Annotated in this window: 15 protein-coding genes and 1 pseudogene; 7 read left to right on the forward strand and 9 right to left on the reverse strand. The window is 73.0% G+C overall.

Annotated elements, in window-relative coordinates; genetic code table 11:
* Positions 1 to 175: 175 nt before the first annotated feature.
* From ppdK to IF30_RS0107155, 5 genes are all read right to left on the reverse strand, one after another.
* The gene (gene ppdK, locus IF30_RS0107135) at positions 176 to 2,884 is read right to left on the reverse strand and encodes a pyruvate, phosphate dikinase (protein WP_030233569.1); all 2,709 of its coding nucleotides are present in this window, start codon (positions 2,882 to 2,884) and stop codon (positions 176 to 178) included.
* Positions 2,885 to 3,448: 564 nt separating this feature from the next.
* Complete coding sequence (dusB, locus tag IF30_RS0107140) at positions 3,449 to 4,618, reverse strand: tRNA dihydrouridine synthase DusB (protein WP_030233570.1); 1,170 nt, start codon at positions 4,616 to 4,618, stop codon at positions 3,449 to 3,451.
* Between the two features lie 123 nt (positions 4,619 to 4,741).
* Entirely contained in the window at positions 4,742 to 5,524 is a 783-nt protein-coding gene (locus tag IF30_RS0107145; RefSeq protein WP_030233572.1) for a DUF4097 family beta strand repeat-containing protein, read from the reverse strand.
* Positions 5,525 to 5,526: 2 nt separating this feature from the next.
* Positions 5,527 to 6,171: a response regulator gene (locus IF30_RS0107150; protein WP_030233573.1), complete on the reverse strand. Its 645-nt coding sequence runs from the start codon at positions 6,169 to 6,171 to the stop codon at positions 5,527 to 5,529.
* Positions 6,159 to 7,373: a sensor histidine kinase gene (locus IF30_RS0107155; protein ID WP_030233575.1), complete on the reverse strand. Its 1,215-nt coding sequence runs from the start codon at positions 7,371 to 7,373 to the stop codon at positions 6,159 to 6,161. Before IF30_RS0107155 ends, IF30_RS0107150 begins: the two co-directional genes overlap by 13 nt.
* A gap of 136 nt (positions 7,374 to 7,509) precedes the next feature.
* On the opposite strand from IF30_RS0107155, the gene IF30_RS0107160 reads away from it, so the two are divergent.
* On the forward strand, positions 7,510 to 8,097 hold the full coding sequence (locus IF30_RS0107160; protein ID WP_030233576.1) for a hypothetical protein: 588 nt from the start codon (positions 7,510 to 7,512) through the stop codon (positions 8,095 to 8,097).
* Entirely contained in the window at positions 8,094 to 8,516 is a 423-nt protein-coding gene (locus tag IF30_RS43285) for a hypothetical protein (RefSeq protein ID WP_051709401.1), read from the forward strand. Before IF30_RS0107160 ends, IF30_RS43285 begins: the two co-directional genes overlap by 4 nt.
* A gap of 31 nt (positions 8,517 to 8,547) precedes the next feature.
* Here IF30_RS43285 and IF30_RS0107170 read toward each other — a convergent pair whose 3' ends face one another.
* Positions 8,548 to 9,492 carry a helix-turn-helix transcriptional regulator gene (locus IF30_RS0107170; RefSeq protein WP_063752534.1) on the reverse strand — a complete coding sequence of 315 codons (945 nt, stop codon included), beginning with the start codon at positions 9,490 to 9,492 and terminating at the stop codon, positions 8,548 to 8,550.
* 102 nt (positions 9,493 to 9,594) lie between these two features.
* Between IF30_RS0107170 and IF30_RS0107175 the strand changes: the two genes are divergently transcribed.
* Positions 9,595 to 11,064, forward strand: a complete 1,470-nt coding sequence (locus tag IF30_RS0107175; RefSeq protein WP_030233584.1) for an MFS transporter — start codon at positions 9,595 to 9,597, stop codon at positions 11,062 to 11,064.
* Positions 11,065 to 11,259: 195 nt separating this feature from the next.
* The gene (locus IF30_RS0107180; protein ID WP_030233587.1) at positions 11,260 to 11,493 is read left to right on the forward strand and encodes a hypothetical protein; all 234 of its coding nucleotides are present in this window, start codon (positions 11,260 to 11,262) and stop codon (positions 11,491 to 11,493) included.
* A 44-nt stretch (positions 11,494 to 11,537) separates the two neighbouring features.
* Here the strand turns inward: IF30_RS0107180 and IF30_RS0107185 are convergent, their stop codons facing one another.
* Positions 11,538 to 12,647, reverse strand: a complete 1,110-nt coding sequence (locus IF30_RS0107185) for a serine hydrolase domain-containing protein (RefSeq protein WP_030233590.1) — start codon at positions 12,645 to 12,647, stop codon at positions 11,538 to 11,540.
* A 136-nt stretch (positions 12,648 to 12,783) separates the two neighbouring features.
* Positions 12,784 to 12,909: pseudogene (locus tag IF30_RS46395) on the reverse strand (Lrp/AsnC family transcriptional regulator); the annotation flags it as partial.
* Positions 12,910 to 12,971: 62 nt separating this feature from the next.
* Here IF30_RS46395 and IF30_RS0107195 point away from each other — a divergent pair.
* From IF30_RS0107195 to IF30_RS50160, 3 genes are all read left to right on the forward strand, one after another.
* A complete protein-coding gene (locus tag IF30_RS0107195; protein WP_030233593.1) occupies positions 12,972 to 14,084 on the forward strand; it encodes a threonine aldolase family protein in 1,113 nt (370 codons plus the stop codon).
* Between the two features lie 122 nt (positions 14,085 to 14,206).
* Positions 14,207 to 14,818 carry an NADAR family protein gene (locus IF30_RS0107200; protein WP_078891197.1) on the forward strand — a complete coding sequence of 204 codons (612 nt, stop codon included), beginning with the start codon at positions 14,207 to 14,209 and terminating at the stop codon, positions 14,816 to 14,818.
* 264 nt (positions 14,819 to 15,082) lie between these two features.
* Complete coding sequence (locus IF30_RS50160; protein WP_158834807.1) at positions 15,083 to 16,288, forward strand: hypothetical protein; 1,206 nt, start codon at positions 15,083 to 15,085, stop codon at positions 16,286 to 16,288.
* Between the two features lie 148 nt (positions 16,289 to 16,436).
* Here the strand turns inward: IF30_RS50160 and IF30_RS0107210 are convergent, their stop codons facing one another.
* Entirely contained in the window at positions 16,437 to 17,819 is a 1,383-nt protein-coding gene (locus IF30_RS0107210; RefSeq protein ID WP_030233601.1) for a glycine--tRNA ligase, read from the reverse strand.
* Between the last annotated feature and the right edge of the window lie 197 nt (positions 17,820 to 18,016).

Consider the following 18,016-nt stretch of genomic DNA (forward strand, 5'->3'; position numbering starts at 1 on the left):
CCACACCCGCCCGTGCGCAGACGTACGGCCGGGCGGGGACGGACGCCGTTGTCCGTCCCCGCCCGGCCGTGTCACGTACGCCGGTTCTCCTGCGCCGAGCTCCGGTGTACGCCCTCCCGCTGGGAGGGAGCGGTCAGTCGTTCCCGCGCGTGAGGAAGGGGATGCCTTCCCTCACTCAGCGCGAGTCGCTGCCCGCCGTCTCGATGGCGGCGCGGCCGGCCTCCAGGCGCGCCACCGGGATCCGGAAGGGGGAGCAGGAGACGTAGTCCAGCCCCACCTCGTGGAAGAAGTGGACCGAGTCCGGGTCGCCGCCGTGCTCGCCGCAGACGCCGAGCTTGAGGTCGGGGCGGGTGGCCCGGCCGGCCTCGACGGCGTGCTTGACCAGGGAGCCGACGCCGTCGCGGTCGATGGTCTCGAACGGGGAGACCCCGAAGATGCCCTTCTCCAGGTAGGCGGTGAAGAACGAGGCCTCCACGTCGTCCCGGGAGAAGCCCCAGACCGTCTGGGTCAGGTCGTTGGTGCCGAAGGAGAAGAACTCGGCGGCCTCGGCGATCTGGCCCGCGGTGACGGCGGCGCGCGGCAGCTCGATCATGGTGCCGAGCTTGATGTCCAGCTGGACGCCGGTGGACTGGGAGACCTCGGCGAGCACGCGCTCGCACTCGTCGCGGACCAGCTCCAGCTCCTGGACGGTGCCGACCAGCGGGATCATCACCTCGGGGCGCGGGTCCCCGCCGGCCAGCTTGCGCTCGGCGGCGGCCTCGGCGATGGCCCGGACCTGCATGCCGAACAGGCCGGGGATGACGAGGCCGAGGCGGACGCCGCGCAGGCCGAGCATCGGGTTCTGCTCGTGCAGCTTGTGCACCGCCTGGAGCAGGCGCAGGTCGTTCTCGTTCGGGTCCTTGCGGGCCTCGGCGAGGGCGACGCGCACCGACAGCTCGGTGATGTCCGGCAGGAACTCGTGCAGCGGCGGGTCGAGCAGGCGGACGGTGACCGGCAGGCCGTCCATCGCCTGGAAGAGCTCCAGGAAGTCGCCCTTCTGCATCGGCAGCAGCGTGGAGAGGGCGAGCTCGCGGTCCTTGTCGTTGTCCGCCAGGATCAGGTGCTCGACCTCCTTGCGGCGCTCCTCGCCGAGGAACATGTGCTCGGTGCGGCACAGGCCGATGCCCTGGGCGCCGTAGCGGCGGGCGCGCGAGCCGTCCTCGGCGTTGTCGGCGTTGGCCCGCACGGCGAGCCGGCGGCGGCCGTCGGCGTGCGACATCAGCCGGTGGACGGCCTGGACCAGCCCGCCCTGGACGTCGGCGCCGGCGTGCAGGGTGCCCTCGAAGTACTCGACCACGGGGGACGGCAGGACGGGCACCTCGCCGAGGTAGACCTTGCCGGTGGCGCCGTCGATGGAGACGACGTCGCCCTCGTGGACCACCTGGCCGTCGGCCGTGGTGAAGCGGCGGCCCTTGGTGTCGACCTCCAGCTCCTCGGCGCCGCAGACGCAGGTCTTGCCCATGCCGCGGGCGACCACGGCCGCGTGGGAGGTCTTGCCGCCGCGCGAGGTGAGGATGCCCTCGGCGGCGATCATGCCGTCCAGGTCGTCCGGGTTGGTCTCCCGGCGGACCAGGATGACCTTCTCGCCGGAGCGGGACCACTTGACGGCGGTGTACGAGTCGAAGACGACCCTGCCGATCGCGGCGCCCGGCGAGGCGGCGAGGCCCCAGGCGATCTGCTTGGACTCGGCGGTGGGGGCGAAGCGCGGGAACATCAGCTGGGAGAGCTGGCTGCCGGTGACCCGCATCAGGGCCTCGTCCAGGTCGATCAGGCCCTGGTCGACCAGCTGGACGGCGATCCGGAAGGCGGCCGCGGCGGTGCGCTTGCCGACGCGGGTCTGCAGCATCCAGAGCTTGCCGCGCTCGATGGTGAACTCGATGTCGCAGAGGTCGCGGTAGTGGTTCTCGAGCTTCTGCATGATCGCCATCAGCTCGTCGTACGACTTCTTGTCGAGCTTCTCCAGCTCGGACAGCTGCAGCGTGTTGCGGATGCCGGCGACGACGTCCTCGCCCTGGGCGTTGGACAGGTAGTCGCCGTAGACGCCCTGCGCGCCGGTGGAGGGGTCGCGGGTGAAGGCGACGCCGGTGCCGGAGTCCTCGCCGAGGTTGCCGAAGACCATGGTGCAGACGTTGACCGCGGTGCCGAGGTCGTTCGGGATGCGCTCCTGGCGGCGGTACAGCCGGGCGCGGTCGCCGTTCCAGGAGTGGAAGACCGCGTGGATGGCGAGGTCCATCTGCTCGCGCGGGTCCTGGGGGAAGGCCCGGCCGGTCTCGCGCTCGACGATGCCCTTGAACACCTCGACGAGGGTCCGCAGGTCGGCGGCGTCCAGGTCCAGGTCGTTGACGGTGCCCTTGGCGTGCTTGGCCTCGTCCAGGGCCTCCTCGAACAGCTCGCCGTCGACGCCCAGCACCGTCTTGCCGAACATCTGGACCAGGCGGCGGTAGGAGTCCCAGGCGAAGCGCTCGTTGCCGGACTGGGCGGCGAGGCCGACCACCGAGGCGTCGGAGAGGCCGATGTTGAGGACGGTGTCCATCATGCCGGGCATGGAGAACTTGGCACCGGAGCGCACCGAGACCAGGAGGGGGTTGTCGGCCTGGCCGAGCTTCTTCCCCATCTCCTGCTCGAGCGCCTCCAGGTGGGCGCTGATCTCCTCGTGCAGGGAGGAGGGCTCGCTGCCGGTCTCCAGGAAGACCTTGCAGGCCTCGGTGGTGATGGTGAAGCCCGGCGGGACGGGGAGGCCCAGATTCGTCATCTCGGCCAGGTTCGCGCCCTTGCCGCCGAGAAGATCCTTGAGGTCCTTGTTTCCTTCGGTGAAGGAGTAAACAAACTTCTGCTGGGACGGCACGGGTCGGTCTCCTCGTACGCGGTTGCCCTGACGCCGGAGAACATACCCATTTCGAAGGCTCTTCTCCGCCCTGAATAGGCCACCCGAGGCCGGTACCGAGAGGTAACCCGCTAGATCGAATGCACATAAAGGCGTTCACCTCTGTTGGTGAAATCGTCCGCCTGACGCTAGCAAGCCTTCAACTCTTGAAGCCAAGGAAACCCGAAGATCGCACGATTCGGACGCTGAGTAGCGAGCGTGGGTCGGCCGCGTTGCCCCGACTTGATTTCCTGCACCCGGATCGGCCGATCACCGGTCGGGCGGCTTCGGGAAGCGATCCGCCGCCGATCTGTCCAATTCGTCCACTGACCCGCCGTCAGCCGCCAGCGCATGTGGCAAGCGTCACGAGCCCGTCGCACCGGCCGAGCGTAGAACGACTCCGACGATCGTCGCACAGCGTCCGGAAACGTGCTCGTTCCGTGATGTTCGAACGCCAGAAAGGAGCCCTCCTGTCCAGAATGGACAAGAGGGCTGGGACCTGACGGCAATCGGCCCAGAGAGGTCGACTTCGCCGTTCCGTACAGCTCAGCCGCCGGAGGTGTCCGATTCGGCATCCTCGCCCGGGCGGGCGCAGTCGTACGGATCGTCCAACCACCCCTCCGGCAGGACCACCCGGTTGTTGCCGCTCGTGCGCCCGCGCGGGCCGTCCGCGCCGGCCGGCCAGCCCTGGGTCTGGTCGACCTCCGCGAGGGTTCCGGCCAGTTCGGCCAGCGAGGAGGAGTTGGCGAGCCGCACCCGCAGCTCGGAGCCGACCGAGAAGCCCTTGGTGTACCAGGCGACGTGCTTGCGGAAGTCGATGACGCCCCGCGCCTCGTCCCCGATCCACTCGCCGAGCAGCTGCGCGTGGCGCACCATCGCCCGCGCCACGTACCCGAAGTCGGGGCGGGCGTAGTCGACGTCCCCCTCGAAGATCGCCACCAGGTCCTTGAACAGCCACGGCCGGCCGAGGCAGCCGCGACCCACCACGACGCCGTCGCAGCCGGTCTCGCGCATCATCCGCAGGGCGTCGTCGGCCGACCAGATGTCCCCGTTGCCCAGCACCGGCACGTGCGCCGGGACGGACTCGCGCAGCCGGGCGATCGCCGACCAGTCGGCCGTCCCGCCGTAGTGCTGGGCGGCGGTGCGCCCGTGCAGGGCGATCGCGGCCACGCCCTCCTCGGCGCCGATCCGGCCGGCGTCCAGGAAGGTGAGGTGGTCGTCGTCGATGCCCTTGCGCATCTTCATCGTGACCGGCAGGTCACCCGCGTTGGCGACGGCCTCGCGCAGGATCTCGCGCAGCAGGTTGCGCTTGTACGGCAGCGCCGAGCCGCCCCCCTTGCGGGTCACCTTCGGGACGGGGCAGCCGAAGTTGAGGTCGATGTGGTCGGCCAGGCCCTCGTCCGAGATCATCCGGGCGGCCTTGCCGACGGTCACCGGGTCCACGCCGTACAGCTGGATCGAACGCGGCTTCTCGCTCGGGTCGAACTTGATCAGCTGCATGGTCTTGGCGTTGCGCTCGACCAGCGCCCGGGTGGTGATCATCTCGGAGACGTACAGGCCCTTGCCGCCGCTCTGCTCACGGCACAGGGTGCGGAAGGGCGCGTTGGTGATGCCGGCCATCGGTGCCAGCACGACGGGCGGCCACACCCGGATCGGGCCGATGTCGAGCGGCGCGAACTCGGTGTCGGACGCGGTGGGTGCGGACGTGGCTGTCATGCGCGGCTGACCTCGGGTAAGGGGACGGGACTCTCCATTGTCCCCCACCCGGGTGAGCGGCCCGCGGACCGCCCTCAGGCCGGGCCGCGCCGCGACCGGCCCGCACCGCGCCGCGCCGACCGGCTACGACGGCTCGGACGGACGGATGGAGATCGACCCCGAGGTGACCGAGGCGTGGATCCGGTTCGGACTGTCGGAGTCCGCCAGCTGCGGGTCGATGCCGCCGCTGCCGGAGCCGACCTCGCTGGAGAAGGCGTAGCGGCTGTCCCGCGGCAGGGTCATCGTCAGGGAACCGGAGGTGGCGCTGGTGGTCACCTCCTGCGGGGCCCTGGCGAAGTTCAGGTCCATCGCGCCCGAGGTGGTCTGCGCCTCGACCCGCCGCGCGATCAGACCGTCGCCCTGGATGTGCCCCGAGGTGGCGTGCGCGGACACGTCCCCCGAGGTGTCCACCAGCAGCAGCTCGCCGGAGGAGAGGTCCATCCGCACGCTCCCGCTCAGGCCCTCCACCCGGACCGACCCGGAGCCCACCGACCCCGACACCTCGGTCGAGGCCGGCACCTCCACCTCGATCGCGGCGTCGCAGCCGAAATCCGCGACCGGCAGGACCTGCCGGCACCGCACGCCGACGGTGGCCAGGCCGTCGGCGAACACGGTCGACACCACCGGCTTGCGCACCATCCAGGTCAGCCGCTGGTGGACCACCACGCGGCCCTCCCGCCCGGGCCGCACCCTGACCGACGCGCTGCCGGTGTCCAGCTTCAGCCGGTGCACCGCGACGCCCTCGTACGCCCGGGAGGCGGTCGCGTGCTGCTGCGCCACCACCGACCAGGTCTGCAACCCGCCGCCGATCACGACCAGGACGGTCGCGAGCGTCCCGGTGACCCGCCAGGCCTTCACCGCGCCCACTGCTACCCGACCTCCAGGAACCGCAGCACCGCCATCACCCGGCGGTGGCTGTCCTCGGCCGGCGGCAGGTCGAGCTTGGTGAGGATCGAGTTGATGTGCTTGGCCACCGCGCTGTCGCTGACCACCAGCGCGGCCGCGATCGCCGCGTTGGAGCGGCCCTCCGCCATCAGGCCGAGCACGTCCCGCTCGCGCGGGGTCAACTTCTCCAGCGGATCCCGGTGGCGGCGCACCAGCAGCTGGGCGACCACCTCCGGGTCCAGCGCGGTGCCGCCCTCGGCGACCCGCTGCAGCGCCTCGACGAAGTCGTCCACGTTGGCCACCCGCTGCTTGAGCAGGTAGCCCACCCCGCTGGTGTTGGTCGCCAGCAGGTCTGCGGCGTAGCGCTCCTCCACGAACTGGGAGAGCAGCAGGACGGCCGTCTCCGGCCACTGCCGGCGGATCACCATCGCCGCCTTCACGCCCTCGTCGTGGAAGCCCGGAGGCATCCGCACGTCGGCGACCACCACCTTCGGGCGGTGCTCCTCGACGGCGGCCAGCAGTTCGGTGGCGTCCCCGACGGCGGCCACGACCTCGAAGCCCACCGCCTCCAGGACCTTGACCAGGCCGACCCTCAGCAGGACCGAGTCCTCGGCGATCACAGCGCGCACGGCAACTCCACGGTGATGGTGGTGGGGCCCCCGAGGGGGCTGAGAACGGACAGCGTGCCGTCGACCGAGGCGGCACGCTTGCGCAGACCGGTCAGCCCGGTGCCGCGCGAGGGGTCCGCGCCGCCCACGCCGTCGTCGGTGACGACCAGGAACAGCCGGCCTCCGGCCGTCCGCACCGAGAGGTCGATCCGGGCGGCCCGGGCGTGCTTGGCCACGTTGGTGAGCGCCTCGGAGACGGTGAAGTACGCGACCGCCTCGACGGTCGGGGCGACCGGCTGGGACAGGTCGACGTCCAGGCGCACCGGCAGCGGGGAGCGGGCGGCGATGCCGGACAGCGCCGCGTCCAGGCCGCGGTCCTCCAGGACCGCCGGGTGCAGGCCGCGGACCAGGTCGCGCAACTCGTCGATGGCCGCCTGGGCCTCCTCGTGCGCGTCGACGATCACCTGCATGACCTCCGGCGGCACGTCCTTGAGGGTGCGCCGGGCCAGGCCCAGGTTCATCGCCAGGGAGGTGAGGCGCTGCTGGGCACCGTCGTGCAGGTCGCGCTCGATCCGGCGGCGCTCCGCGTCCACCGCGTCGACCAGCCCGGCCCGGCTCTCGGCGATCTCCTCGACCCGCCGCTCCAGGGCCTCCGCCCGGTCCGGGCCGAGCAGCCGCCGCGCCGCCCACACCTCCACCCGGGCCGTCAGCGCCGCCGCCCAGGGCAGCACGACCAGCAGCAGCACCCCGACAGCCGTGAGCCCGACGTCCAGCCCGGCCAGGTCCGAGCGCAGCGCGGTGCCGGGGGGCATCAGCCAGATCCAGCCGTACAGGGTGGCCAGCACCAAGGCGGTGCCCCAGGCGTACACCACCCCCAGCGCGGCCGCCGCCAGCAGCGGGCCGACCAGCAGGTGGTGGAGGACCTGGCGCCAGGTCAGGCCCAGCAGCAGGACCCGGCGCCCGGCGGGCGGCCGCGGCGGCGGCACCTCCACCCCGTGCAGGGCGCGCAGGCGGCCGCGGTGGAGGGCGGTCAGCGGGCGGGTGCAGACCAGGACCGCGGCGATCACCGGGAACAGCAGCTTGGAGTCGGTGACGGCCAGCCAGACCGGCAGCGCCGACGGGATTCCGGCGGCTATGAAGCGGGTGTCCCGCCAGGCCCCGGGCGACCACGGTGGGCGCCGGAGGCTCCTGACGAGTGCTCGGCGCAACGTGGTGGAGGGCATGCCGGACAGCGTAGGGCCCGGTGATCACCGGCCACCATGAAGGGGGGTTCCCGCTCGGGGGTGTAGCTGGCTACACCCCCGATTCGGTGTCGAGGACCACCGACAGGAGGGGGTGCCCGGCGGAAAGCTTGAGCACATGACGAGCACCGCATCGCACTCCGCCACTCCGCCGCACGGGCGGCCCGTCCCCGGGAGCCACGGGGGTGCTCCCGGGGGCGCGCTCCACCCGGCGCCGGGGCCGCAGGGAGCACTGCCCGCCGGGGGCGGGCCGTGGTCGGTCCGCAGCGTCGGGTCCGGTCGCGGCCGGGCCGCGCTGGAGCTGTACCAGCACGGCCAGTTGGCCGACGTCCTGGTCGCCGCCCGGCTCGTCCCGCAGCTGCTGCGCGGGGCTCGGCGCAGCCCGGCCGGCGGGCGGACCTGGCAGGTGCTCGCCTGGGGGCGGCTGGCGGCCGACGGTACGGCGCCCTCGGTGGTGTTCACCGGGCGGCGGCCGCTGCGGGCGGCCCTGCCGTTCCGTGCGCTGCCGCCGTTCCGCGCGGGGCGGTCGGGTCGGTCCGCCCTTCCCGCCGTCGCGGCCGAACCGACCACGGTGGCCGGGCGGTTCTGGCTCGCGTGGGCCGAAGGGCCGTTCGACGCGGTGCTGGTCGAGCACCCGGCGGGCGGGCCGGTCGAGCGGCTGCCGCTGGAGCGCGTCCGGGAGCGCCGCGACGGGGGCGCCGCATGAGCACCGCCGTCCTCTCCGCCCGTACCGTCGACTCCGCCCGTACCGTCCCGTCCGCCCGCTCGACACCAGCGTTCGTCCTGCCCCCGCGCCTCGCCCGGGTGCCGGCCATGGCGGCGGTCGCGCTGCTGCCCTGGCTGGCAGTCCTGGCCGTCGACCACGAGACCCCGTGGGTGGTCCTCGACCTGGTGGAGTTCTCCGCCCTGCTCTCGCTGGACGCGCTGCTGCGCCGGCGCAGCCCCGCCGCGCTGTGGGCGAGCGCCGCCGTGGCCCTGCTGCTCACCGCGGACGCGACGGCCGACATCGCCTGCGCCGGCCCGGGCCACGCGGTGCTCGCGGCGCTCGTCATGGCGGCCTGCGTCGAGCTGCCGCTCGCGGTCGCGTGCCTGCTGCTCGGACGGGACGCGGCCGCCCCGGCGTAGGCCGCGGCGCCGCCGCCCCGGGGCAGCCGGGTCAGTGTGCCGGGGCCCCGGTGGGCAGCTTGTCCATCAGCGCGCGGGTCTCCTCGTCCAGCGGGGTGTACGTGATCATCCGGCTGCCGAGCCGGGGGCCGAGCCAGAAGTTGGTGTAGTCGCAGCTCAACAGCCCGACTCCGGGCACCTGGAAGCGCTTGATGCCGTTGCCGGGCCGCATCACGTCGTGCCGCTGCCAGAGCTCCGCGAAGTCCGGCGAGGCCTTGAGCACCCGGGCAAGCAGCGCCTTCCAGGCCGGCTCCGAGCTGTGGTCGGCCATCGCCGCGCGGAACCGGGCCACCATGCCGAGGCGTTCGGTGCGGTAGTCGATCAGCACGTCGCGGAACCGCGAGGGCGTGAACGCCATCCACATCAGGTTCCGGTCCTCGGGCGCCATCGCCTCGAGGTCGCCGACGATGCCGGTGTACTGGGCGTTGTACGCCAGCACGTCGTAACGGGAGTTGACCACCACGGCCGGGTACGGGGCCATCTGCTCCAGCACCAGCCGCACGCTCGGGGTCACCGAGGGGCACTCCCGCACCGGGGCCGGGTCGTCCGCGCCGGCCAGGGTGAACAGGTGCGCGCGTTCGCTCGGGTCCAGCAGCAGCGCCCGGGCCACCGCGTCCAGCACCTGGGCGGACACCTGGATGTCCCGCCCCTGCTCCAGCCACGTGTACCAGGTCACCCCGACCGCGGCGAGCTGCGCGACCTCCTCCCGGCGCAGGCCCGGCGTACGGCGGCGGCCGGTCAACGGCAGGCCCACCTGCTCGGGAGCGATGCGCTCGCGGCGGCTGCGCAGGAACGCGGCCAGCTCGTGCCGGCGGGCGTCGTCGGGGGCGGCCCGGTGCTGACCGGCCGAACCGGGGCGGGCTTGCGCGGCGGGAGCCGTACGGGCGTGCGTGGCGGGAGCCGTACGGGCTTGCGCGGCGGGGGTGGCGAGGCTCATGCTCCCCAGCATGCGGCAGTCCCCAGCCTGTTGCCAGGTACTTCTTATACCTGGATAACCACACTCTGGTACCAGGGTAAGGCGGGGCGGATCGTATGACCCGTGACCCAACAACTCGCCGTCGCGCCCACCCCGAGCCGCCCCGCCACCACCCCGGGCACCGCGGCCCCCCGCACCCCGTCCCCCGCCACCGCGTCCCTCGGCACCGCCGGGCTGGTCACCGTCCTGCTCGGGGCCTTCCTGCCGATGCTCGACTTCTTCATCGTCAACGTCGCCCTGCCCACCATCGACAAGGACCTGGCCGCCGGGCCCGCCGTCCTCGAACTGGTCGCCGCCGGCTACGGCATCGCCTTCGCCGTCCTCCTCGTCCTCGGCGGACGCCTCGGCGACATCTTCGGCCGCCGCCGGCTGTTCGTCGTCGGCGCCGCCACCTTCGCCCTCACCTCGCTGGCCTGTGGTCTCGCCCCCGACGCGTGGTCCCTGGTCGCCGCCCGGGCCGCCCAGGGCGCCTCGGCCGCACTGCTGATCCCGCAGGTGCTGGGCACCATCACCGCCGCCACCGAGGGCGCCCGGCGCGGCCGCGCGCTCAGCGTCTACGGCGCGGTCGGCGGCATCGCGGTCGTGATCGGGCAGGTGCTCGGCGGGATGCTGGTCGCCGCCGACGTCTTCGGCACCGGCTGGCGCTCGGTGTTCCTGCTCAACGTGCCGTTCGCGCTGCTGGCCGTGGTGATGGCGGTCCGCTTCGTCCCGGAGAGCCGCGCCCAGCAGGCCGCCCGGGTCGACGTGCCCGGCACCGTCCTGCTCACCGCCACCCTGCTCGCCCTGCTCATCCCGCTGATGGAGGGCCGCGCCGCCGGCTGGCCGCTCTGGTCCTGGGTGCTGCTCGGGCTGTTCCCCGTCCTGGCCGCCGCCTTCGCCGTCGTCGAACGCCGCGCCGAGCAGCGCGGGGACACCCCGCTGGTGCCGCCGAGCCTGCTGCGCATCCCGGAGATGCGGCGCGGCCTCGGCATCGCCCTCCCCTACTTCGCGGGCTTCGGCGGCTTCATGTTCGTCATCGCGGTCGCCCTGCAGCAGGGCCTGAAGCTCGGCCCCGTCGCGGCGGGCTGGGCGCTCGTCCCGATGGCCGTCGGCTACTTCACCGCCTCGCTCGCCGGCCCGCGCCTGATCGGCCGCTGGGGCAGCCGGGTGCTCAGCGCCGGCGCCGTCGTCCAGGCCGCCGGCCTCACCACCCTCGCCGTGACCGTGCTCGCCTCCGGGGCGCACTTCTCCCCGCTGCGCATGGCCCCGGGCGTCGCCCTCGCGGGCATCGGGCAGGGCCTGATCGGCACCCCGCTGTTCCGGGTCGTCCTCGCCAAGGTGCCCGCCGCCCGGGCCGGGGTCGGCAGCGGTGTCCTCGCCACCGGCCAGCAGTCCAGCCTCGCCCTCGGCGTCGCCACCCTCGGCAGCCTGTACCTGGCGCTCTCGCCCAGCCTCGGCATGGACCGAGCGCTCGCCCTCTGCCTGGGCATCCAGCTCCTCGGCTCGTTCACCATCTTCTACCTGACCACCCGACTCCCCCGGTCCATCGGCTGACCGGCCGGGCCCGCGGGCCCGTCGGCGACGGCAACGGCCTCGCGATCGCACGGCGATCGCGGGGCCGTCGGCGTCGCCGCAGCCGACCCCGGGCGGCGCGGCGGCCCGGGCGGCGCGGCGTCCCGGGCGGCGCGGCGTCCCGGGCGCGATGGTGCCCGGCGGTCGGCACTCGGCTCTCCGGGGGAGGATGACGCCATGATCTTCGTCCTGGTGTTCCTGCTCGCACTCGCCGCCGCCGTCGTCGGCATCACCGTCTTCCTGTCGTGCCGCGAGCGGGCGCGGCGGCTCCGCCCGGACGGCACGGACGGCCTCCTGATCGAGCAGCAGCGGACCGCCCAGGCCGCGTACATGCGGACGGCCTATACGAGCCGCTCCGTCCACCACGGCACCGGTCTGGCGGCCGAGGAGGTGTACCGGCATCACTCCTGACGTCCGCCCGCGCAGGAGCGGTGCCCCGGCACCGGGGTGACGGCTCAACGGCACAGGGCCGTGTCCACGACGCCTTCGAGCCGCCGGGTGACGTCGTAGTCGGTCGGGACGGTGGTGACCGCGATGCTGACGGCCCGGCCGTCGTCGGTGGCGCCGCCCCGGGTCTCGTACCCCGGGATGTCGCCGCCGTGGCCCCAGTAGACCCCGCCGCAGGAGAGCGGCCTGCTGAGGATCCCCAGGCCGGCGCCCGCGCCGGTGTCCCCGATCGGGACGGTGGTGCGCATCTGGGCGAGCTGGGCCGCGGGGAGGAGCCGTCCGGGGACGAGCAGTTCGGTGAAGAACCGGTTGAGGTCGGAGTCGGTGGAGATCATCTGCCCGGCCGCCCAGCCCGCCGAGGGGTCCATCTCCGTGAAGTCGCGCAGCGGCCCGTCGGCGGAGTCCTTGCGGTAGCCCTTGGGGTGGGGCTCCCGGATGGTCCGGTCACCGGCTGCCGGGAAGTAGGTGTGCCGCAGTCCGAGGCGACGGACGACGCGCCGGTCGATCTCCTCGGCGAGCGGCCGGCCGGTGACCTTCTGGACGATCAGGCCGGCCAGCACGTAGTTGGTGCTGCTGTAGCCGAACTTCTCCCCGGGGGCGGACTCCGGCTTCTTCCCGAGGGCGAGGTCGAGGAGTTCGCGGGGCTCGAAGTACCGGTACCGCAGGGAGGCTTCGTCGAGGAGCCCTTCGTAGTCGGGCAGTCCGCTGGTGTGCTGGAGGAGTTGGCGGACGGTGATGCCGCGCCCGTCGACGCCCTCGCTGCGGACCACGCCGGGGAGGTAGGTGTCGACCGTGGCGTCGAGGTCGACCCTGCCCTCCCCCACCAGTTGCAGGACGACGACGGCGGTGAACGTCTTGGTGTTGCTGCCGATCCGGATCTGCCCGTCGACCGGCGCCTTCGCCCCGGTGGCCAGGTCCCCCACTCCTGCGGTGTAGTACCGGGCCCGGCCGTTCCGGCCCCGTACGGTCGCCAGCGCGGCGGGCACCCCGTCCGTCCGCACCAGCGCGTTCAGGCCCTTCTGCACGGAATCCGCTCCGGGGGCGGCCGTCGGGACGGCACGCGCGGTGGACGGCATCAGGACGCCGACGGCGACGGCGGCCGCGAGCGAGAGCGCCATGTGGCGGGACTTCCTGCGCACGGGTCGACTCCTCTGGGATCGTGGGGAGGAGAGTCCTCCCTGGTCACGAGCGCCAGTCTGGGCGCACCGCCGGCAGGCGGCCTCCCCCGATCGAGGGAGCGTTCCCGAGCCGCCGTCAGGGCCGGGCGGGCCCGCGCAGGGGCAGCGTCCGGCTGTAGACGACGCTCGTGGTGGTGCTGCCGAAGCCGGCGAGTTCGTCCACGAGGGATTCCAGGTGGCCCATGGAGGTCGCCACCACCTTGGGGATCTCCAGCTGGGGAAAAACCCCTGGCCCGCCCTCGCCATCCGGCCGACAATCGGCGGATGACCGATGACCAGAGCGAGCTCCGGCGGCGCCGCGCGGCCCGTATCTCCTGCAAGCGGTTCCTCTCCGGCGACCGCGCCCTCACCATCCGCGACCGCCTCACCCGACTCGCCGCCCTGGACGGGCTGGACGTCCATCCCGACTTCTACGGCAGCGACGGTCCGGTACGGCAGTTGGAGGAGCGGACCGCCGCGCTGCTCGGGAAGGAGGACGCCGTCTTCTTCCCCACCGGCACCATGGCGCAGCAGGTCGCCCTCCGGTACCACGCGGAACGCACCGGCAGTCCGGCGGTCGCCCTGCACCCGCTCAGCCACATCGAGCGGCACGAGCGCCACGCCCACACCCAGCTCACCGGGCTGCGCGGGCTCTGGCCCACCACCGAGCGGCGCCAGCCCACGCCTGCCGAACTCGCCGCGCTCGGCGAGCCGTTCGGCAGCCTGGTGGTCGAACTCCCGCTGCGCGACCCCGGCTACCTCCTCCCCACCTGGGACGAACTGGCCGAACTCGTGGCCGCGGCCCGCGAAGCCGGTGCCCGGGTGCACTTCGACGGCGCCCGCCTCTGGAACACCACGGTTCACTTCGGCAAGCAGCTCGACGAGATCGCCGCCCTCGCCGACAGCGTCTACGTCTCCTTCTACAAGGATCTGGGCGGCATGAGCGGGGCCGCCCTGGCCGGCGACACCGCCCTCACCGCCTACGCCCGCACCTGGCGCCACCGCTACGGCGGGCAGCTCTTCCAGCAGTGGCCGGCCGCGCTCGCCGCCCTCCAGGGCCTGGACACCGCCCTGCCCCGCATCCCCGGCTACACCCGCCACGCCGCCACCCTCATCCCCGCCCTGGCCGCGCTCCCCGGCGCCCGCCTGTACCCGGAGGCACCGCCCACCCACGAGTTCCAGCTCTGGCTCCCCCACCCGGCCGGGGCGTTGAACGCCGCCCACCTCGCGCTCGCCGAGCAGGAGGGCACCTGGTTCGTCTCCCACTGGGAGGACGCCGCCCCCGGTCTCGCCATGGCGGAGGTCAGCCTCACCGGGCCGGCGCAGAGCTGGACGGCGGACGAGGTCACCGAGGTCGGGCTGCGCTTCCTGGAACTGGCCGCCTCCTCCCCGGCGTGACCCGGAACCCGGCCGCCCCGCCAGCCCGGCGCTCGGCACGACCCCGGCACTCGGCACCACCCCGGCACTCGGCCACCCGAAACCCGTTGGGCCGCCTCCAGCCTTTGTGTCACTATGACGATATGAGTGAGACGCATGGGGCGGTCCCTGCCGTGGCGGACCCTGCCGCCGTCCGCAGCCGTGAGGAGCTGGCGGCGCTGATGGCGGCCGGGGTCCACCCGAAGTGGGTGATGTTCTGGGGGCACACGGCCCGCAGGGACGGCGGCCCCCGGCAGGAGTGCCTGAGCCAGTGGTGGCCGGGCGAGTTCACCGTCGACGGGGTGACGTACGCCTCCGCCGAGCACTGGATGATGGCCGGCAAGGCCCGGATGTTCGGGGACGAGGCGATCGAGCAGCGGGTGCTGGCGGCCCGGACGCCCGCCGAGGCGAAGAAGCTGGGGCGGCTGGTCGAGGGCTTCGACGACGAGGTCTGGGTGGCGGGGCGGTTCGAGCTGGTCGTGACGGGCAACGTCGCGAAGTTCGGCCAGGACGAGGCGCTGCGCACGTTCCTGCTGGGCACCGGCAGCCGGGTGCTGGTCGAGGCCAGCCCGGTGGACCGGATCTGGGGCATCGGGCTCGCGGCCGACGACATCCGGGCGCAGCGACCCACCGAGTGGCGCGGGTTGAACTTGCTCGGCTTCGCGCTGATGGAGGCGCGGGCGCGACTCGGCGCACCGGCGCGCCTCGACGCGTGAGCGCGTGAGCAGAGTCGTTCCGCTGCTCGACGGGGCGGTGGTGGCTTCGGCCGCCACCGTCCTGGTCCTGCTGGCGCCGCGAGGCGGCGCGGGCCGGGCCACCGGCCTCCGGAGCGCGACCGGCGCACTTCTTGCAACGACCGCCCTCTGCGCACTCCTTGACACCACTCGGGCACGACTGGTCGTGCTCTCTTAACTCCCCCGCCACATGCCGACGCCAGGATGTCCTGCAGTCAGGGTCTGGATGGACAGGTTGGGGCGATCATGCGTATGCGGCCGACGGCACAATCCGCGGGCCAGCAGCTGGAGGGCGAGCAACAGGCCGCCGAACTCCGCGCAGAGCTGGACGAGTTACTCCGTGCGAGCCGCTACGCGAGTCAGCGTGAACGGCGGTTGAACGAGGCCGTCCGGGCCAGCCCGGGCCGCCGGCGGCCGGACGACGACCTGCTGCGGCAGCTCGCCCAGGCCCGCACCCTCCGCGAGGGGCTGGGCGCCCGCTGCCTGCAACTCAGTGACCGGTTGGAGGCCTTGGAGACCCGCCTCAGACACGGGCGACCGGAGCCGCAACAACAGGAGCCCCCACGGCAGCACCGTCCGGCACCAGAGCCACAACCGCAGCCACAACCGCAGCCACAACCGCAGCCCCAGCCCCAGCCACAACCCCAGCCACAGCCGCAGCCGCAGCCGGAACCGCCGGCCGAACAGCCCCCGCCGCACCCCGCCCGGCCCGACATCGGCGCCCTCACCGAGCGGATCACCGCCCTCCACCGCAGCGGCGCCGCCCCCGGGGCCGCCGAGCTGATCGACGAGGCCGCCGCCCGTCTCACCCCCGCCGACGCCGCCCTGCTGGCCGGGATGCTCGCCCGGTACGGCCCCACCGGCGCCTCCCTCCACCTGGCCCGCAGCGCCGCACGGTCCGCCCCCGAACACGCCGTCGCCGTCCTGACGGAGCTGCGCGAGCTGGGCCTGGCCGAGGAGGCCGCCGAGCTGTTCCACGCCTTCTGGGCCTACCCGGCCGCCTCCGTCCCCGGGCTCCTCGCGGCACTGGAGCGGGCGGGGCAGCATGCCGACAGGGCGACGCTCCTGTGGGAGTGGGGCTCGGCACCGACGCCCGAGCTGACGGCGCTCGCCGCCTGCCTCCGGCAGCACGGCCGCCCCGGGGACGTCCGGACCTTGCTGCGCCAGGCCGCCGGCCGCCCCACCGCCGACCTCACCGCCCTCGCCGCCGAGCTCCCGCCGGCGCTCGCCACCGCCCTGCTGCACGAGCTGGCGGCACTGCGCCCGCCCGTCGAACTGGTGCGGCTGGCAGCCGCGTTGGACGGCGCCGGCAACCGGATCCTGTACGGCGAGCTGTTGGGCGCGCTGCTCGCCGACGGGCCCCGCCACCGCACCACTCTCGCCGCGCTCCGCTCGGCCGGCCTGCCGACCACCCCGCCCACGGCACCCCGGTCCCGCTGGGGGCGGAGGTGACGGCCGACGCGCGCGCAACCCCGCACGGCCGCGACCGACCTCCGGAAGCCCCGGAAGCCCCGGAAGCCCGGGAAGCCCCGGAAGCAGCAAGGAGCCCCCGCCCGCCCAGACCGGGCGAACGGGGGCTCCCCGAACGGGAGGTCCGGGCCTAGCAGCCGATCAGGCGCGCCCCGAGGTACGCCTTGACCTGGTCCAGCGAGACGCGCTCCTGCGACATGGTGTCGCGGTCGCGGACGGTCACCGCGTTGTCCTCGAGGGTGTCGAAGTCGACCGTGACGCAGAACGGCGTGCCGATCTCGTCCTGGCGGCGGTAGCGCTTGCCGATGGCGCCGGCGTCGTCGAACTCGACGTTCCACGCGGTGCGCAGGTCGGCGGCCAGGCCGCGGGCCTTCGGGGAGAGGTCGGCGTTGCGCGACAGCGGCAGGACGGCGACCTTGACCGGGGCCAGGCGCGGGTCGAGCCGCATGCCGACGCGCTTCTCCATGACGCCCTTGGCGTTCGGCGCCTCGTCCTCGAAGTAGGCGTCGATCAGGAAGGCCAGCATGGCGCGGTTGAGGCCGGCCGCCGGCTCGATGACGTACGGGAAGTACCGCTCGCCGGATTCCTGGTCGAAGTACTTGAGGTCCTGGCCGGACGCCTCGCTGTGCACCCGCAGGTCGTAGTCCGTGCGGTTGGCGACGCCCTCCAGCTCGGAGAACTCGGAGCCGCCGAAGTTGAAGCGGTACTCGATGTCCACGGTGCGCTTGGCGTAGTGGGAGAGCTTCTCCTTCGGGTGCTCGAAGAAGCGCATGTTCTCGGTGCGCAGGCCGAGGCCGACGTACCAGTCCCAGCGCTGCTGGAGCCAGTACTCGTGCCACTGCTCGTCCTCGCCCGGCTTGACGAAGAACTCCATCTCCATCTGCTCGAACTCGCGGGTGCGGAAGATGAAGTTGCCGGGGGTGATCTCGTTGCGGAAGCTCTTGCCGGTCTGGGCGATGCCGAACGGCGGCTTCTTGCGCGAAGTGGTCTGGACGGCCTTGAAGTTGGTGAAGATGCCCTGGGCGGTCTCCGGGCGCAGGAACGCCAGGCCGCTGGCCTCCTCGGTGACACCGAGGTGGGTCTTCAGCATGCCCGAGAAGTCCTTGGGCTCGGTGAACTGGCCCTTGGTGCCGCAGTCGGGGCAGTTGACGTCCTTGAGGCCGTTCGGCGGCGGGAAGCCGTGCTTGGCCTCGTACTTCTCCTCCAGGTGGTCGGCCCGGTGGCGCTTGTGGCAGGAGAGGCACTCGGTCAGCGGGTCGTTGAAGGTGGCGACGTGGCCGGAGGCCTCCCAGACCTCGCGGGCGAGGATGACCGACGAGTCGAGTCCGACGACGTCCTCACGGGCCTGGACCATCGCGCGCCACCACTGGCGCTTGATGTTCTCCTTGAGCTCGACACCCAGCGGACCGTAGTCCCAGGCGGCACGCGTGCCGCCGTAGATCTCGCTGCAGGGGTAGACGAAGCCACGGCGCTTGCTCAGGCTGACGATCGTGTCGATCTTGTCGGCGGCCACAGTGCTCTCTTCAGTACGTACGGCACGGTCAGGGCACGGCTGGTTGCGCGTACCCGAATACCTCAGGTTACCGGCCATACGGGTACGTGATTCAAATCGGTATCGTCCGGCCGCTCCCGTCGACCGCCACCCGCTGTTCACCCATTCGAGTGAGTTGACAATCATTTCCATCTCAGATGAGAATGATTGTCATGATG

Origin of the sequence: Streptomyces sp. NRRL S-350 (assembly GCF_000719705.1) — a bacterium.
Taxonomy (GTDB): domain Bacteria; phylum Actinomycetota; class Actinomycetes; order Streptomycetales; family Streptomycetaceae; genus Kitasatospora.